The sequence below is a fragment of the Streptomyces geranii genome (genome assembly GCF_002954775.1).
GTDB lineage: Bacteria > Actinomycetota > Actinomycetes > Streptomycetales > Streptomycetaceae > Streptomyces > Streptomyces geranii.
This window is the reverse complement of sequence record NZ_PJME01000035.1, coordinates 86,314-101,885: the sequence shown is the minus strand read 5'-3', so window position 1 is coordinate 101,885 and position 15,572 is coordinate 86,314. Positions and strand designations below refer to the sequence as shown.

The window sequence follows — 15,572 nt, the reverse complement described above, 5'->3', positions numbered from 1 at the left end:
CCACCCACCCGTTCGACCCCCAACCGCACCGGCACATCCCCAGCCGTATGCGTACGAACGTTCCCCACCAGATTCCCCAGCACCTGCCGCAACCCCGACTCGTCCGCGCGCACCAGCAACGCCCCCTCCGCGGACACACTGATCGGCCGTTCCGGCTCCTGCACCCGCAGATCCTCCGCCGCGTCCCGCACCAACCGGCTCAAGTCGACGTTCTTCAACCGCAGTTCGGGCCGCTGATCGAGCCGCGCCAGCGTCAGCAGCTCGTCGACCAGCCGCCCCATCCGGTCCGCCTCGCCGTTCATCCGGTCCCAGGCCCGCCGCCGCTCCCCGGGATCGGTCAGCATCCCCTTGTCGTACAGCTGGAGATAGCCCCGGATCGCGGACAACGGCGTACGCAGCTCGTGCGAGGCGTCGGCGACGAACCGCCGCAGCTGGGCCGCGCTGCGCTCGCGCGTGCGGTACGCCGACTCCACCTGGTGGAGCATGGTGTTGAGGGCGACCCGCAACTGCTCGACCTCCAGCGTGGCCTCCCGACTGGACGGCACCCGCCGGGTCAGATCGCCCTCGGCGATGGCGGTCGACGTCTCGACCATGTCCTCCAGCGGCGCCATCCGCCGGCTCACGCTGAACATCGTGAGCACGGCGAGCAGCCCCAACAGCAGTGTCCCGACGGCGAGATCGAGCTTGAGCGCCTTGCCGAGGACGTCGTGCAGGGCGTCCGTGGAAGTGGCCAGCAGTACGGTCGTACCGTCGGCGAGCGGCGCGGCCGTCACACGGTAGGGAGCATGCCGTACGCGGATGTCGTGCGGGGAGTCGTCACGGGAGAGGGCGGCCGGGTCGGACACGGCGGCGACGAGGGCACGCTGGTCGGCGGTGGGCGCGAGCCCGGCGACCGTCATGGCCCGCCCGCCCGCACCGATGACGACGAAGATGCCGTCGGACACGAGGGAGTCGGCGTCCGTCGAACCGCCCTCGCCGTCAACCGAGTTGGACCGATACTTGTCGGTGAGCGCGGCGAACGCGCTGAGCGAGTCGATCTGTTCGAGCGTGACCCGCGAGCCCCCGATCGAGTCCCGTGTGCTCATCAGCTGGGTGTCGACGCTGTCCAGCAGATACAGCCGCATCCCCATCACGCTCACCCCGCTCGCCACCACGATCCCGAGCGCGAGCAGCGCCACATTGGCCAGCGTGAGCTTCACGCGCAGGGAGTGGATCCCGCGCTTGCAGCGGAACGTACGCGCCCACCCCGGCCCGAAGGCCCGCCCCCAACCGACCCCGATGCCGAAAAGACTCATCCCACCCCGATCCCGCAGAGACCCACCCATGGATTACCGGCTACCGGCTACCGGACTACGCCAGCCCGTATCCGACCCCGCGCCGCGTGGTGATCACGGGCGGTCCGAGCGCGTCGAGCTTGCGCCGCAGATAGCTGATGTAGGTCTCGACGACCGTCGACTCGGGCGGCGTGTGTTCGTACTGCCATACGTGCCGCAGGAGTTGCTCCTTGGGCACGATCCGGCCGCCGTTGCGGACGAGGAACCGCAGCAGCGCGTACTCCGTGGGCGTCAGCTCGACCGTGCCGCCCGCGCGGTGCACGCTGTACGTCGACTCGTCCAGCTCCAGGTCGCCGTAGCGCAGCGGAGGCCGCTGCGGCAGCACGTCGACGGACCGGGTCCGCCGCAGCACGGCGTTGATCCGGGCGACGACCTCGTCGATGTTGAACGGCTTGGTGATGTAGTCGTCGCCGAAGCCGAGGGCGCCGACGATCTCGGCGGGCGCGTCCCGCGCGGTCAGGAAGACGAGGGCCAACTCGGGCCTGCGGGAGCGCAGTTCACGCCCGAGGGCACGGCCGTCGCCGTCCGGCAGCATGATGTCGAGCAGGGCGACGTCCGGGCGGGTGCGCTCGGCGAGCGTAAGCGCCTCGCGGACGGTGCCCGCGACCATCACCTCGAAGCGGTGGTAGCGCAGGGCGATGGCGAGAACGTCCGCGATGCTCGGTTCGTCCTCCACCACCAACACGGTCCCCGTGCCTGTGCCCGCGTCCGTCCCTGCCCCTGGAGCCGTCATGGCCCCAGTATCGGCGGGGTCACCGACACCCGGCCCCGGTTCGCGCTTTGGAGTTCCTTGAGAGTCATGGCCGCCTCATGTCCACACCGCCCCCCGCCCCCAATTCTGTTGCCAGGACCTGGGGGACCGACCGAACCAACTACACATGAATGAGGGGCTGTTGAGCGTGGCGGCATTGGCACGGTGGTGCTATCGGCACCGGTTGGTGGTCCTGTTGCTGTGGGTGGGGGCCGTGTTCGGGCTGGGCTTCGCGGGCTCCGCCGCGGGCACGGACTACGCGAACACCTTCTCCCTCCCCAACACGGACTCCACGCGCGCGTACGACCTGATGGAGAAGGCCTTCCCGCAGAGCGCGGGCGACACCGACACCGTGGTGTGGAAGGTCGACGAGGGCTCGGTGCGGGACGAGTCGGTACGGTCCCGGATCGAGCCGAAGCTGGCGGAGATCGCGAAGATGCCGGGCGTGGGCGAGGTCACCAGCCCGTACGCCGCCGACGCCGCCGGTGCGGGCGCGGCCCAGATCAGCGAGAACGGGCGGATCGCCTACGCCCAGATCACCTTCACCGAGCAGGCGAACGGCGTGCCCAAGGCGACCGTCGAGGACGTCGTGGACACGGCCAAGGCAGCCGAACGCGCCGGGCTCCAGGTCGAGTTGGGCGGCCAGGCGATCACCAGGACGCAGGAACCGCCCACCGGCATCGCCGAGATGGTCGGCATCCTGGCGGCGGCGGTCGTCCTGTTCCTCGCCTTCGGCTCGCTCTTCGCGATGCTGCTGCCGCTGGTCGTCGCGATCGCCGCCCTCGGCACCGGCCTGATGGCGACCTCTCTCCTCAGCCATGTCACCGACGTCCCCGAAGTCGCCCCGCTGCTCGGCTCGTTGATCGGTCTGGGCGTCGGCATCGACTACGCCCTGTTCATCGTCACCCGGCACCGCAGGGGCATCCTGCGTGGCATGAAGCCCGAGGAGTCGGCGGTCACGGCCCTCAACACCTCAGGCCGGGCAGTGCTGTTCGCGGGCGGCACGGTGTGCATCGCCCTCGCCGGCATGCTGGTGATGAACATGCGCTTCCTGGACGGCGTGGTCGTCGCGACCTCCCTCACGGTCGTCCTGAGCGTCCTCGCCGCGACAACTCTCCTCCCGGCCCTCCTCGGCATGCTCGGCATGCGCGTCCTCAGCCGCAAGCAGCGCCGCAAGCTGGCCGCGACGGGACCGGAACCGGCCGAGGCGAGCGGACTCGCGGCGCGCTGGTCGTCGTACGTCGAACGGCGCCCGCGCTCGACGGCGGCACTGGCCCTGCTCGCGATGCTGATCCTGGCCCTCCCCGTCCTGTCGATCCGCCTCGGCGCGACCGACCAGGGCAACCACCAGGAGTCGACGACCACCCGCCAGGCGTACGACCTGCTGGCGGAGGGCTTCGGCCCCGGCTTCAACGGCCCGCTCCAGGTGGTGGTCGCGGAGGGCGACGCGAACGCGCTCGCCGAGACGATCCGTACGACGGAGGGCGTGGCCCAGGCCGCCGCGCTGCCGCCGTCCCAGGGCATCACGGTGATCCAGGTCGTCCCGACGACCTCACCCCAGTCGGTCCAGACGGACCAACTGATCGACCGCCTACGGGACAAGGTCATCCCCGCCTCCGGAACCGAGGCTCATGTAGGCGGAGTGACGGCGATCTTCAAGGACTTCGCGGCGGTGACCGGCGACCGTCTGCCGTACTTCGTGGCGGCGATCATCTCGCTGGGCTTCCTGCTGCTCATGGTGGCATTCCGCTCGCTGGTCGTGCCGTTGACGGCGGCGCTGATGAACCTGATAGCGGCGGCGGCCTCGTTCGGCGTACTGGTCGCGATCTTCCAGTGGGGCTGGGGCACGGAACTGCTGGGCATCGGCAAGGAGGGCCCGATCACGGCGTTCCTCCCGGTGATCATGCTGTCGTTGCTGTTCGGCCTCTCGATGGACTACCAGGTGTTCCTGGTGAGCCGGATGCACGAGGAATGGGTGCACACGAAGGACAATGCGAGGGCGGTCCGAGTAGGCCTCGCCGAAACGAGCAGGGTCATCAACTGCGCGGCCCTGATCATGATCTGCGTGTTCTCCGCCTTCGTCCTGAGCGGCGACATGGAGGGCGCGATGGCGGGCATCGGCCTCGCGGCGGCGGTGGCGCTGGACGCGTTCATCCTGCGTACGGCCCTGGTGCCGGCCGCGATGCACATGCTCGGCAACTCCAACTGGTGGCTCCCCGCGGGCCTGGAGAAGCGCCTCCCGCACCTGGCGGTGGAGCCGAAGGAGGAAACCCCGGAGGCCGATTCGCCGCCGACACGAGGCAACGGCGCCTCGGTGGTCCACGGGTTCGTCCGGGACGAGGAGGGCGCCCCGGTCGAGGGCGCGGCGGTCACCCTGCGCACCAAGGGCGGACGCCAACTGGACCGCGTCACCTCCCTCGCCGACGGCTCGTACATCCTCTCCGTCCCGGCACCGGGTACGTATCTGCTGGCGACGGCGGCGGAGTCGTACGGCTCCCGGGCCCGCCAGGTGACGGTGACGGACGGCCCGTTGGTGTACGACGTGGAGCTGAGGGAGCCCTCGGAGGACGAGGCGGACGAAATGAACTCGGTGAACTGACCGCCCTGGAGCCCTACTTGCCCGCTGACCCGCCCTTCTCCTCCTCCCCGGGAAGGGCGTTGGTCATCCCGGGCAGGAAGTCGCTGAACAGGTCGTGCACTTCACGCACGAGCGGGCGCAGCACCCGGAACCGGGCGAGGGTGACCCCGCGGGCGGTGAGCCGGGCGCCGCGTCCGGCGAGCCGGTAGGTGCGCTCGCGGCCCTCAGTGCGGTCGTAGATCCAGTACATGACCATGCCCATCTGGGACAGCCACATCAACTCGGGCAGCACGTCCCGGAGTTCCTCGGGCACCTTGGCCTTGGACCCGGCGAGCACCTCCTTGTGCACGGCGATGGCCTGGGCACGCGCGTGCTCCGACTCGGCGGAGAACGGGCTGAGGGGACTGTTCGGGTCGGCGGCGGTCTTGAAGAACTGCACGGCGAACTCGTGGTAGGGAGCGGCGACATCGAGCCAGGCCCGGTGCACCCCGGCGAGCCGAGCCTCCAAGTCGGTCTCCCGGTCGAGGACTTCACGCGCGACGACCTGGTACTCACCGGCGAGCTGGTCGTAGAACCCCTGGATCAGGTGCTCCTTGCCGGCGAAGTAGTAGTAGGCGTTGCCGACGGAGACCCCGGCCTCCTGGGCGATGGCCCGCATGGTCGTCTTCTCGTACCCACGCTCCTTGAACAGCCGCATGGCCGTCTCCAGGATGAGAGCACGGGTCTGCTCGCTCTTGGCACCGGGAACGGGAGCGGGGCTGGGGCTGGGGTTCGGACTGTCCTTGGCTGCTGCTGACACGGAAGGGAGCCTAGCCAGTGGAACAGGCGCCGCTGTCGCAGGCGGGTGGCGGCGGAGTGTGCGTCCAGCCGAGGCGGGGATCGTACGACCATCCGTCGGCCCGCTGGTACGTACGCCGGGCGCGCCGATGGTCGCCCCACTGCGCCCCGCGCCACTTGGCGGCGGCCAGGGCGGCCCGTTTGGCGACCCGGGTGCCGGCCGGGGTGCTCAGCCGATGGGCGAGCGGCCGGTGCTCACGCAGGGCCCAGAGCACGACGACCCAGGCGGCGGCGCCCCGGTAGACCTGCCCGCCGTCCCCGACGACGGTGATGTCGTCGAGGGTGGCGGAGTGGTCAAGGGTGGGGAAGAGCCCCCGCGCCCGCTCGGACCCCGCCGGGACCATGTCCAACGGCACGAGCTGTGGCTGCCGTACGAGCCACCCGCGTACGAAGACGCACAGCTCGCAGTCGGCGTCGTACAGAACGGTGAGCCGGCGGACCGGCACGCCCCCCGTGGCGTGCCGGTCCGCGCGGGCGGTGGTGTCCCCCGACCCCACCGCGTTCATGTGGCTCATCGTGGTCACGCCCCGGCGGTGGGGGCGACCCACCCCTGCGGCGCGACGGGCGGCACCTGCTCCCGCTCCATGACACCCCGGCGCCGGATCTTGCTGAGGACGAACATATTGGCGAGGTGCATGACCCCGAGGACGAGCAGCACGACCCCGAGCTTGGTGGAGAGGGCCTCGAAGACCTCCCGGGTGCTGCCGATGTCCCCGTCACCGCTCAGATAGAGGGCGACGAACCCGAGGTTGACGAGATAGAAGCCGACGACGAGCAGATGGTTGACGGCATCGGCGAGCTTCTCGTTCCCATGCAGCACATCGGCGAGGAAAACCCGCCCGTTACTGCTGAGCGTCCGCGCGACCCAGACGGTCAGCGCGACGCTGACCAGCAGATAGATGACGTATGCGACGACTGTGAGGTCCATGTCTCTTCGTCCTTGTTCCCGTGTCCCGTGCACGATCCGAACGACTTGAACGCGTTCAAAAGTGCTTACGGGGGAGACTGTAGACCTGTTTTTGAACACGTTCAAGTAGTAACCGGGGCGGGCTGATCGAGTTGAGTCGACGACGGGACTCGGTCTGAAGGGGGTAGTTGTGAGCACGGCGCGCGAAGGGTGGGAGGAGCGGGGGGAACAGAGGGAGCGGGAGGAGAGGGAGGAGTGGTTCGATGCCGAACCGCCGTACCGCTGGCCGATCCCGCCCCCGGACGGCTGGGCCGCCGACGACCTCGACCGCATCCCCGATCTCCCACGGCACACGGAACTGCTCGACGGGAGCCTCGTCTTCATGAGTCCGCAGACGCGGTTCCACGCCCGCGCACTGCGCCTGCTTGAGCGATCCCTGCTGGATCAGGCCCCCGGCGCCCTGGACGTCGTGTCGCGGATGACCGTCAAACTGGACCCGCGGAACCGCCTGGAACCGGACATCGCGGTTGTCCCGGAGACGGCGAACACCGGCCCGCACCAGACCTGGTACGAGGCGGCGGACACTCTCCTGGCCATCGAGGTCGTCGCGGCCGACACCCTGGAACGCGACCGCGAGGCGAAGCCCCGCAAGTACGCGGCGGCCGGGGTGGTGCACTTCTGGCGGGTCGAGCAGGACGGAGACAAGGGACTCCCGGTTGTCTACGTCTACGAACTCGACCCGGCCACCAAGGCCTACGGCCTCACCGGCATCTTCCACGACCGCCTGAAGGTGTCCGCGCCCTTCGACATCGACATCGACCTGACGGCGATCGACCGCCGACCGGGGTCATGACGCTCACGACCGCGCCAGTTCCGGCCGCTTGCGGTAGTCCGTGAAGCCGATGACGTTGCCCCAGGGGTCGGCGATCTCGACGGTCCAGCCGGTGGCGACGGAGAGCGGGGCGTCGAGCGGGGTGATGCCGGCGGAGGCCATGGCGCGGGCGGCGGCCTTGGCGTCCGGTACCTCCAGCCAGATCCGGGGCGAGGCCCACGGCGGCGGCCGATGACCGAGCGCCTCCTCGACCCGCAGCAGCAGCCCCGGCGTCTCGGGCCCGACCCGCAGCACGGCGATCCCGGCCTCGTCGATCCGGGCGGTGATACCGAACCCGGCCCGCTGGTAGAAGGCGACCGCCTCGGCGAGGTCACCGACGGGCAGCAGCACGTTGTCGAAACCGAGCAGTTCGTACGACTCGTCATCTGACATGGCGTCAGGGTAAGGGGATGGTCGGCCGAAACCGGACATCTCGGCGCAACGGTGATTGTCAGTGGTGCTTCGTACTGTCGTCGGCATGGGAAGGGTGACATTTCGTCGACGAGACGACAAGCGGGACCCGGGCCGAGGCATGGAGACCACCGGGGAACGGCTTGCGCAGCGCAAACTGATCCGGCGGCTGGTGCTCCAGGAAGCCGCGGCATGCAACGTGAGAACCGGAGGCATTCAGGGCCCGGTCCAGCCGCAGGGCACGGAGCGGGTGCTGAACGGGTACACGCTGCGCGAGCCCCGCCGGATAGACCCCGGGCCCCATACCGGGCTGGCAGCATCAGGCGCGTTCGCGTGCAACGGCTTCCTAGCAGGGTGAAGCCGACCACGACCGGGGCCTTGGCAGGAAAGCACCTGACGCGACGACGGGGACTACCCGAGCAAGGTGAAGGACACGGAGAGCCAGACGACGTTCACGGAGCACTACGAACCCGATCGTGGCACACCCATCCGCGAGGGATCGGCGACCGCCGACCTGGCGAAGTGGTTCTTGTAGGGCAGCCTGCCCGGCGCACTGGGGAGGCTGCCGTGTCGGGCAGGTGCACGTCTTCCCTGCCCAGTCCAGATGTGCTGTGATTGTTCTGTTCGTGTCGAACCGTTGGCAAGGGCGTCGAGGTCCTGGGCACTCAATCAGCCAAACAACATGAACAACCAACATATCGGGGGATCATTTGGATTGGCGCAGCCAGATCATTGACTCCGACTCACTGCAATTAGACGACTATGTGCGGGCCACTTACAGTATTTCCGTACCCGTTGGCGCAGACACGAGGCGATCTGCTGTTCAGATGCTGCGCATTTTAACAGTTCGCTCACAAAGGGACTTACCACCAGGGCAGCAGCTGGACCCTGGCAAATTTGGCGCGGTCATACATATCGGAACTGCTGCTCCGTGGTCTGAGGTTACTCTGGCACTCCCTGTTAGTAGCGTTGAACCCGCCGAAGGACTTTCGCACCTTTTGCAGTTTCTGACGAGCGTCGTCGAATATAATTATGCCGACGGGGCATGGCTCCAAAGGGTAGACCTTCCTCAACGCTATCTCCGGAATGTGCCTGGCCCGCAGCTAGGAACTCCTGGCTTAAGAAGTTTACTGAATATTCCATCCCGCCCCCTTCTTGCGCTTCAGGTGGGACCTCGGTATCAATCGCTATCTGCCTTGACCAATCTCTATCTTGAGGCCCTCTTGGCAGGAGTTGATATGTTGGTGGACGACATTCTGCTCGGCGACCCTCCGGGCGAGCTCTCGCTGGCTAATCGTGTTCCCGTCTTGACGGATCTATGCGAACGCGCTAGTCAAGCCACCGGAAAGAGGAAAATTTACTCCACATGTCTAGCGGGTAGCCCTAACCAAATGTTGGGCAAAGCGCATTGGAGTGCCGATCAAGGGGTCGACGGCTTCATAGTAAACTCATTCACCCATGGCCTTGGAACACTTGAAGACTTGAGCCGAGCAGGCCTCAATAAATGCATATTTGCCACGAATATGGGCTCAGGAATGGTCTCCAGACCAGCCACACCCACCTCTGCCGTATCGGATCGACGCGTCGGCATAGATGAGCAAGTAATATCAAAACTCAGTCGACTCGCAGGCGCCGATGCGGTGCACACTGGAACGACAGGCGCCGAGTGTTTCGATGTCTCATGGGGTGATGCAAATCGCACTTTGGCACAGCCGATAGCCATAGTTGGCAAGACTATCCCTCCGAGCTTTTGTGTAGCAGAGGGGGATCTTCAGATGATTAATGTATGGCCAAATATGAGGGAACTCGGAAGGGATACAATATTTGAAGTGAGATCTGCGATCCTGGGTGCAGGAAACTCGGTTCGCGAAAAGACGAAAAGATTCATTGATCTTCTTGAGCGACTCACCGTAGTGAGTGATGACCGGGAAGCATTACAAGTTTATCGCCGGATAGCTCAAACCGACGAGGACCTGCAGAGGGATCTCGACGAAACAGATCTCAACGACTGGTGAATGATGCTTCGGACCGTAGACGACCTGTTGCGATTCACTTCTTCAACCGCTGATCGCATAACGAACACCACAGCTCTGGCGGCAAGTCTCGCAGCCATGTCCTTAGCCATCTTTCTCGTGCTGCCCACGTTCCGCCCGCTGGTCACGAAAAACGGGCAGCCTGGATATTCCGAACATCTTCGGATCAGAAGTCTTTTTCGAGGGTTCACCATACTTGGCTGCGCCAGCATTCTATTTGCAACCTCAACTATCCTTGGGATCCTGGGAGCCCACTGGCCGTGCAGGTTGCTGCTGCTTTCTCAAGAGGCGATCTGTATTCTTGGTCTCATCCTTTCCATCGCAGCCATAGTTACAGTCTGGGCAACGATCTCGACTAGTATCAAGGGCGACTCAAACAAATGAAGCCCTTAAGCTCCTCTGTCTTGTTGGGTGCATCCACCCTCGAAATGCATCTGCGACAATACGCCACCAGTGAAGTGGTGTTGCGTTTTGCGCATCAGCCCAATCTCTTTGCTAGTGGATACGTACTATCGACTGCTGCTCTGGCGGAAAATATAGCGAGACGGACAGTGAAGTCCGGTGCTGTAGTGAAAGTAGATTACGTCGTAATTGACTATGATGCGGCCGACGACGAGCGCACGTTTAGGGCTCCGATCGCCAGAATCGCACCAGTTCCGGGCATCAACTATCGTCGAGTGATTACTCGACGTCATGCTAAGGAGCGTATTGCTTGCAGCATCGATTCATCGGAGATTGCTAGTAACCTGGCGACACTTTATCGGTGCATCCTGGAAGCGAGCTTGAGTTTACGGCATTCGCTGGCGATGATCGGGTTTCCTGTAGCGTCACGCAGCCACTGTCGATCTGTTGTGCGTCGTTCCTTCGACGTACTGGATGCTCTATTGATATCGAATCCGCGACTATCGGATGCTACAGCCCTACACAATACCTGGGTACTCCAGGAAGCCTTCTCTTGCAGGCCCGTGCAAGTGACCAAGGGATACCAATGGCTAGCTAGTCATTCCGAGGAACGTCTCTCGCTTACGAGTGAGCTTCTCAGGGCAAGCCCTGAACTGAGCCAACGGCTCATTTGGGCCATATGCGAGAATTGCTTTAGGAGAATGCGTGTAAGAACTTCGATAGTCGAAGGTGACGTAATTACAGAACGACGAAAATGCCGCTCATGTGATGCATGCTCCGAGGAGGCCCTACTCCGATTTCATTGCACCATCGACTCGTCGGCTGGCCCCTGCCCAAGTTTCGTACCCTCCGTGTATCTGGATGACATAATGGACCGCTATGTTGGTGATCACAGCGCATCGGTTTACTATCCCGGATCCTATCTACACGCTCAAGAAGCGACAAGAATACTGGAGCGGGCGGAAAGTGCAGGCATGCAAACCTCGCGCCTTCCCACTCCTGACTGGTGCCCCACGATGTCAGAATTGGCCTGGATCTGGGATTCGAAAATTACCGACGCTAAGTTCTGCGGCCTACTGGGGCGGATATCTGCCTGCATGGCCTGGAGCCTGACACCGGGTAGTTTCGCAGAAAATTTCGAAGATCGAGTTAATGCTCTACAGCGGCGGAGGGCTGAATCACCTCAGGGGGAATTCATCACACCAGCCTCTGTGATCACACGAGCTGTAGATATTACCACTCAAGACATCTAGACTTAGCTAATGAAGTGTGCAATTTTATAGAGAAAGTACGCCGCAGGACGGGGCAGGAAAGATGCGTGATGCGGTTACGCTCAAAGACATTGACGCGGTGTCAGCGCTGGCATTAGCCCAGAACCGGCGAAGGTTCCTCGCCGACAGTCGCATGCCTTGCCCTAAAGTAGAAGAAATCACCAGATACCTCACGCAAGAGTCGCCCGGCGATCTCGTCTGGGCAGCGCAACGTGCTGGCGCTGAGCCAAACGGAGTGGCAGTTCCAGTTGTCATCGAGTACCCGGCCGACAGTGACGCGCTGGCCTACTGGCCGCAGCGCAACGGTACAACCGCTGCCGTCTACGTTTCGGGGAGGTCCGAGGCAGAGTGCCGCGCAGCTCTTTACTGCCTGCTCCAAAAGTTAGACGCTTATTGGCGTAGCGCTACGCCAGAGGGTGTCAGCTTCATGTGGCCAAGTCAGGATTTCGAAGCAGCTGGCATCCTGTCCAAGTTCGGAATCCAACTCGATGCTTTCTTCGCTACACGAGATGCATCTAGTCGGCCACTGACTCACACTAACCCGCCAAACTTGAAAATTCGTCCAGCCCTTCCCCGGGATCTCTCCTCTTTGATTAGGCTGGCCGATGAGGTCGTTGCGGCACACATCCCGCATAGTCCCTTCGCGCGGCCAACGGTATCTATAGGGGATCGATATCGGGAACGCCTGAATGCGCAGTGGAAAAATCGAACTTTGAACGGGTCTCGACCAGTATCTTTCGTGGCCGAGTTGGATGCACAGGTTGTCGCCATAGCTGACTGCCTCATCATCGAGGAAGGGTCGAGCGTAGGATCGCTGGTCCGTCATGGAAAATACCTCTACGTAAATAGCTTCGCGGTTGCTGAGTGCCTACGGGGCACCGGCATCGGGGCTGCTCTAGCCGATCACGTGCACGGAAAGGTGTTGGAAGAGCGATGCTGCGGTTCCTATCTATGGTTCAGCGCTTATAATCGGGGTGCAAGTAACTTCTGGCGCAAGGCCGGATATGTACCTCTTTGGACCTCTTTTCAGCGAAGGTGCGAATCGTGAGGCAAACGTAGTCAATGACTGCTTAGCGCTTGCTGTCGGTATATCTATCGTGCTCGTTCACCCAGTGGTATATGGGCTGGGTCAAACCGCTCGATCCGATCTAGCCAAGATTCATGACAATGCAAAGGAGACGTTTGATGAGCATGAACGATTTCACTCAGCGAGCTGCGAAGATGATCCGTGAGAATCGCTTTCTCACGCTCGCTACCCATAAGGCAGATGAGGTGTGGGCGGCACCCATCAACTATGTTGTGGGAACTGATGGGAATCTCTATTTCTATTCTGCGGCAGAGGCTCGCCACTCACGACATGTAGGCGACATTGCAGTTGTTGCGGGAGCAGTATTTAACTCAATGGCCACTTCGGAGGAGGTGGACGGTTTGCAGTTTTCGGCGACCTGTGAACCACTGGATGGAGGGAAACTGGAAGCGATTTCGGAATATTATTTTCGGGTCAACTTTCCTGATGAAGTCGATCGTGAGTGGTGGTATCGGCCTGCGTCTGCCTTTACTCCAGGCGGGACTTGGCGTTTTTATCAGTTGTCCATGACTGACGTTTTTGTAATTGACTTCGAAAGTGTTGAGACCTCGCGAATCGACAAGCGGGTACAGGTTGACATTGACGAGCTACGTGCCGCATTGAGGTCTCCGCAAGTCCAAAATGAAGCTTGATTATGGTAAGTGTAGTTGTTGTCGGCGGTGGACTCAGTGGATTGGAATTCGCGGTCGCTCTTCAGCTCAGTGAACGGTACGAGATTATTCTGCTCGAGTGGGGCAGCTCCCTTCGTAGACATCACGAGCAGGAGGATTCCCGACGATATCCCGGCGATCAGAGAACCAGGACCTGGCAATCGCTAGGTCCTGAGTGGCGTGATGGGTCCGGCGTGAAACGTCGACTCGGGGGACGCTCGCTCTGTTGGCACGGCGTTGTACTCCCTATTGAGGACTATGCCCTGGCTAAGTGGCCGGAAGTGTGGAGGCAGCGTCTTTGGCGTGATGGACTCTACTCGCGTACCGCCGAACACCTGGGTGTACAACTTCCGTCCAATGCATATTGTTTGGGCCAGGAGTCAGATCCCGTTCTTGCGGCGGTGCCCCAAGCGTCAGCGGTTCGGCCAGTCGGCCAGAGCAGCAGTGACAGTAAGAAAGAAATCCGCTCGGTCTATTCACCTATCCATGCCCTGGAAACCTCCCGTGTCAGAGTTGTGAAAGGCGCGAGGGTTAACAGTGTCAGTCGTAAAAATGGCGCCCTTTTTGTCGATTTCACCACGAATTCAGGGCTTCATAGGATAAAGACGCAACTATGCGTTCTAGCGGCCGGCGCAGTAGAAAATGCGCGCATAGTTTGTGACTCTATGGGCGAGCCGATTGAAGGGAGGATTACTGATCATCTTTGCGTCGGGGTAGTATCTGGACGCCAGGAGAGGGAGGTGGAAACTGGAGCAGGGAAATCAATTAGATATCTTCGCTGGTCCGATCTGAGATGCAACGTTTTTGTGCAGGATGAATTTACGTCACGCTCGGATGGTATAAGGCGGATCGTCGACGTATGGGCGTTAGTAGAGCAGGATCTTGCGGCGGGGAGTCCATTTTTCGTTTCCCCTGCTCCCGACCGTGCGGACTTCGGAAATGTCTCCATAGGTACGCATGTGTCCATCGAGGATCACCAACGACTGCAGATCATCAGTAGGAGGTTGGACGCGTTTGTCGAGGCCTTTCTGGGCGTGTTGCCCGGTAACTGTTTCCAGGCAGGAGTGCACTATCACCCTGAGCCTGCAGCGGTGAGGCGCGTTATTTCCGGGGCGGCTGACCACCTTCACTACCGTGTTCCTCTAGGTGGTGTTGATCATGAGGCTGGTACTCTGCCGATCGGCGGACCTGTAAATGCGGAGCTCGGTCTCAAGGGTTTCGACGGTGTTTATGTTCTAGGTCCAGGCGTCTTCCCTGCGAGCGGCGCCGCGAATCCTTCTCTCACCTCTCTTGCTTTGAGTAATTGGCTGGCTCGGCATCTGATGTGTGACTCGTAAGGGCAGTGTGTGATATGTCTGAATATATTCGCGGGCGAGTGAGAGGGCTGAGTCTAGACTTTTTCGATACGTTGGTCACGGTTGATTGCGATCGACCGTCGATGGCCGCTCTTCTGCAGTCGCTCGGGTTCAGATGTACAGATGTGATGGAGTCGATATGGAATACGCATGGGTTCGATGGCCAGGAGACGCCAAGTCATTTCTCTGAACCCAATTACCTGAGTTGGCGCAGGGCTAACCTTGCACAGCTAGCCTCATGCTCTGGTGTCCCGATGCATCTAATCGACGAAGTCGTCGAAAAGCTAGAGGATAATGACCTTTCTTGGACCGTTAAGGCAAAGCCGGGAGCGGTCGAGCTCATAGATTTTACAATCGCTCGCAGGATACCCACCGTCATATGCTCCAACTGGGATTACGACCTGGGCGACTACCTGCGGCAAGCTGGCCTCCCGGATAGTTTCCCTTGCGTCATCTCTTCGTTCGTCGGAGTCCGAAAGCCTGCGACTCGCATCTTTGACGAGGCGGCTCGTCAACTGCAACTGCCATCGCACGCTATACTGCACGTCGGCGATTCGGCGGAAGCAGACGTCGTGGGATCTCTGCGTGCAGGGATGCAGGCTGGGTACCTGAGTAATGGGCAGTCCACGCTGACGCTTCCCTCTTCTCTCGTCGTTGTGTTTCCTAGCCTTTATTCGGTGCTGGACTACTTGCAATCCCGTTTCTCTTGCTGATCACTCTGGTCGGAGAGGCTGCGGAGTAGTGGATATGCATTGATTTGCAACGACGCAATAACAGGTGCGCGGGTGGCAGCGGATATAGGCCGGTTTCCGAATGTCTGGATCACAGTCGCGCCTATCCGGCTGCCGCTCAGCCACACCAATGAATGTAGATCCTGGGACTGTTCCACCAAGCCGTTGTCTGTCATCCTCTGGGTTCGGACACACCAGCCCCCTGAGGTGCTTTTGACAGCGCCCCGAGGCAGGGCGGTTGCAAGTTCCGGGATCGCGTAGATCGTCCGCGTCCGGCGGGAGTTGACGCTGCAACAGAACAGGCACGAGACCGGTGATCATCAGGGTGTCTACGCCAGCTGATCACATCGAGGT

At 62.2% G+C, this 15,572-nt stretch carries 13 protein-coding genes; 7 read left to right on the top strand and 6 right to left on the bottom strand.

Annotated features, from left to right (window positions below):
- On the bottom strand, nucleotides 1-1,295 hold a 1,295-nt coding region (locus tag CW359_RS31545; RefSeq protein WP_105973603.1), incomplete at its 3' end, for a sensor histidine kinase.
- Nucleotides 1,296-1,350: 55 nt separating this feature from the next.
- A complete protein-coding gene (locus tag CW359_RS31540) occupies nucleotides 1,351-2,067 on the bottom strand; it encodes a response regulator transcription factor (protein WP_105973602.1) in 717 nt (238 codons plus the stop codon).
- A gap of 175 nt (nucleotides 2,068-2,242) precedes the next feature.
- Between CW359_RS31540 and CW359_RS31535 the strand changes: the two genes are divergently transcribed.
- Nucleotides 2,243-4,684 carry an MMPL family transporter gene (locus CW359_RS31535; protein ID WP_105973601.1) on the top strand — a complete coding sequence of 814 codons (2,442 nt, stop codon included), beginning with the start codon at nucleotides 2,243-2,245 and terminating at the stop codon, nucleotides 4,682-4,684.
- A gap of 13 nt (nucleotides 4,685-4,697) precedes the next feature.
- Here the strand turns inward: CW359_RS31535 and CW359_RS31530 are convergent, their stop codons facing one another.
- The 3 genes from CW359_RS31530 to CW359_RS31520 are packed head-to-tail and all read right to left on the bottom strand — an operon-like array spanning nucleotide 4,698 to nucleotide 6,428.
- Nucleotides 4,698-5,462 carry a TetR/AcrR family transcriptional regulator gene (locus CW359_RS31530; protein ID WP_105973600.1) on the bottom strand — a complete coding sequence of 255 codons (765 nt, stop codon included), beginning with the start codon at nucleotides 5,460-5,462 and terminating at the stop codon, nucleotides 4,698-4,700.
- Between the two features lie 10 nt (nucleotides 5,463-5,472).
- Nucleotides 5,473-6,006 (bottom strand): thiol-disulfide oxidoreductase DCC family protein, encoded by a 534-nt coding sequence (locus tag CW359_RS31525; RefSeq protein WP_105973612.1) that lies wholly within the window; start codon nucleotides 6,004-6,006, stop codon nucleotides 5,473-5,475.
- A 14-nt stretch (nucleotides 6,007-6,020) separates the two neighbouring features.
- A complete protein-coding gene (locus CW359_RS31520; RefSeq protein WP_105973599.1) occupies nucleotides 6,021-6,428 on the bottom strand; it encodes a hypothetical protein in 408 nt (135 codons plus the stop codon).
- Between the two features lie 268 nt (nucleotides 6,429-6,696).
- Here CW359_RS31520 and CW359_RS31515 point away from each other — a divergent pair, with 268 nt between their 5' ends.
- The gene (locus tag CW359_RS31515; protein WP_232838690.1) at nucleotides 6,697-7,260 is read left to right on the top strand and encodes a Uma2 family endonuclease; all 564 of its coding nucleotides are present in this window, start codon (nucleotides 6,697-6,699) and stop codon (nucleotides 7,258-7,260) included.
- Between the two features lie 3 nt (nucleotides 7,261-7,263).
- On the opposite strand, the gene CW359_RS31510 is transcribed toward CW359_RS31515, so the two are convergent.
- Nucleotides 7,264-7,671 carry a VOC family protein gene (locus CW359_RS31510; RefSeq protein ID WP_105973597.1) on the bottom strand — a complete coding sequence of 136 codons (408 nt, stop codon included), beginning with the start codon at nucleotides 7,669-7,671 and terminating at the stop codon, nucleotides 7,264-7,266.
- Nucleotides 7,672-8,516: 845 nt separating this feature from the next.
- Here CW359_RS31510 and CW359_RS31505 point away from each other — a divergent pair.
- From CW359_RS31505 to CW359_RS47650, 5 genes are all read left to right on the top strand, one after another.
- Nucleotides 8,517-9,704 carry a RuBisCO large subunit C-terminal-like domain-containing protein gene (locus CW359_RS31505; protein WP_105973596.1) on the top strand — a complete coding sequence of 396 codons (1,188 nt, stop codon included), beginning with the start codon at nucleotides 8,517-8,519 and terminating at the stop codon, nucleotides 9,702-9,704.
- A gap of 1,734 nt (nucleotides 9,705-11,438) precedes the next feature.
- Nucleotides 11,439-12,443: a GNAT family N-acetyltransferase gene (locus CW359_RS47660; protein ID WP_105973595.1), complete on the top strand. Its 1,005-nt coding sequence runs from the start codon at nucleotides 11,439-11,441 to the stop codon at nucleotides 12,441-12,443.
- A gap of 137 nt (nucleotides 12,444-12,580) precedes the next feature.
- Nucleotides 12,581-13,114: a pyridoxamine 5'-phosphate oxidase family protein gene (locus CW359_RS31495; protein ID WP_157968674.1), complete on the top strand. Its 534-nt coding sequence runs from the start codon at nucleotides 12,581-12,583 to the stop codon at nucleotides 13,112-13,114.
- Between the two features lie 2 nt (nucleotides 13,115-13,116).
- On the top strand, nucleotides 13,117-14,469 hold the full coding sequence (locus tag CW359_RS47655; protein WP_107503122.1) for a GMC oxidoreductase: 1,353 nt from the start codon (nucleotides 13,117-13,119) through the stop codon (nucleotides 14,467-14,469).
- Nucleotides 14,470-14,483: 14 nt separating this feature from the next.
- Nucleotides 14,484-15,200, top strand: a complete 717-nt coding sequence (locus CW359_RS47650; protein ID WP_105973593.1) for an HAD family hydrolase — start codon at nucleotides 14,484-14,486, stop codon at nucleotides 15,198-15,200.
- Nucleotides 15,201-15,572 lie beyond the last annotated feature (372 nt).

Bases quoted from the DNA above. Each gene is read 5' to 3' on its own strand.
- CW359_RS31540 (WP_105973602.1), bottom strand. From the start codon at position 2,067: ATGACGGCTCCAGGGGCAGGGACGGACGCGGGCACAGGCACGGGGACC.
- CW359_RS31525 (WP_105973612.1), bottom strand. From the start codon at position 6,006: ATGAACGCGGTGGGGTCGGGGGACACCACCGCCCGCGCGGACCGGCAC.
- CW359_RS31520 (WP_105973599.1), bottom strand. From the start codon at position 6,428: ATGGACCTCACAGTCGTCGCATACGTCATCTATCTGCTGGTCAGCGTC.
- CW359_RS31510 (WP_105973597.1), bottom strand. From the start codon at position 7,671: ATGTCAGATGACGAGTCGTACGAACTGCTCGGTTTCGACAACGTGCTG.
- CW359_RS31505 (WP_105973596.1), top strand. From the start codon at position 8,517: ATGCTGCGCATTTTAACAGTTCGCTCACAAAGGGACTTACCACCAGGG.
- CW359_RS47660 (WP_105973595.1), top strand. From the start codon at position 11,439: ATGCGTGATGCGGTTACGCTCAAAGACATTGACGCGGTGTCAGCGCTG.
- CW359_RS31495 (WP_157968674.1), top strand. From the start codon at position 12,581: ATGAGCATGAACGATTTCACTCAGCGAGCTGCGAAGATGATCCGTGAG.
- CW359_RS47655 (WP_107503122.1), top strand. From the start codon at position 13,117: ATGGTAAGTGTAGTTGTTGTCGGCGGTGGACTCAGTGGATTGGAATTC.
- CW359_RS47650 (WP_105973593.1), top strand. From the start codon at position 14,484: ATGTCTGAATATATTCGCGGGCGAGTGAGAGGGCTGAGTCTAGACTTT.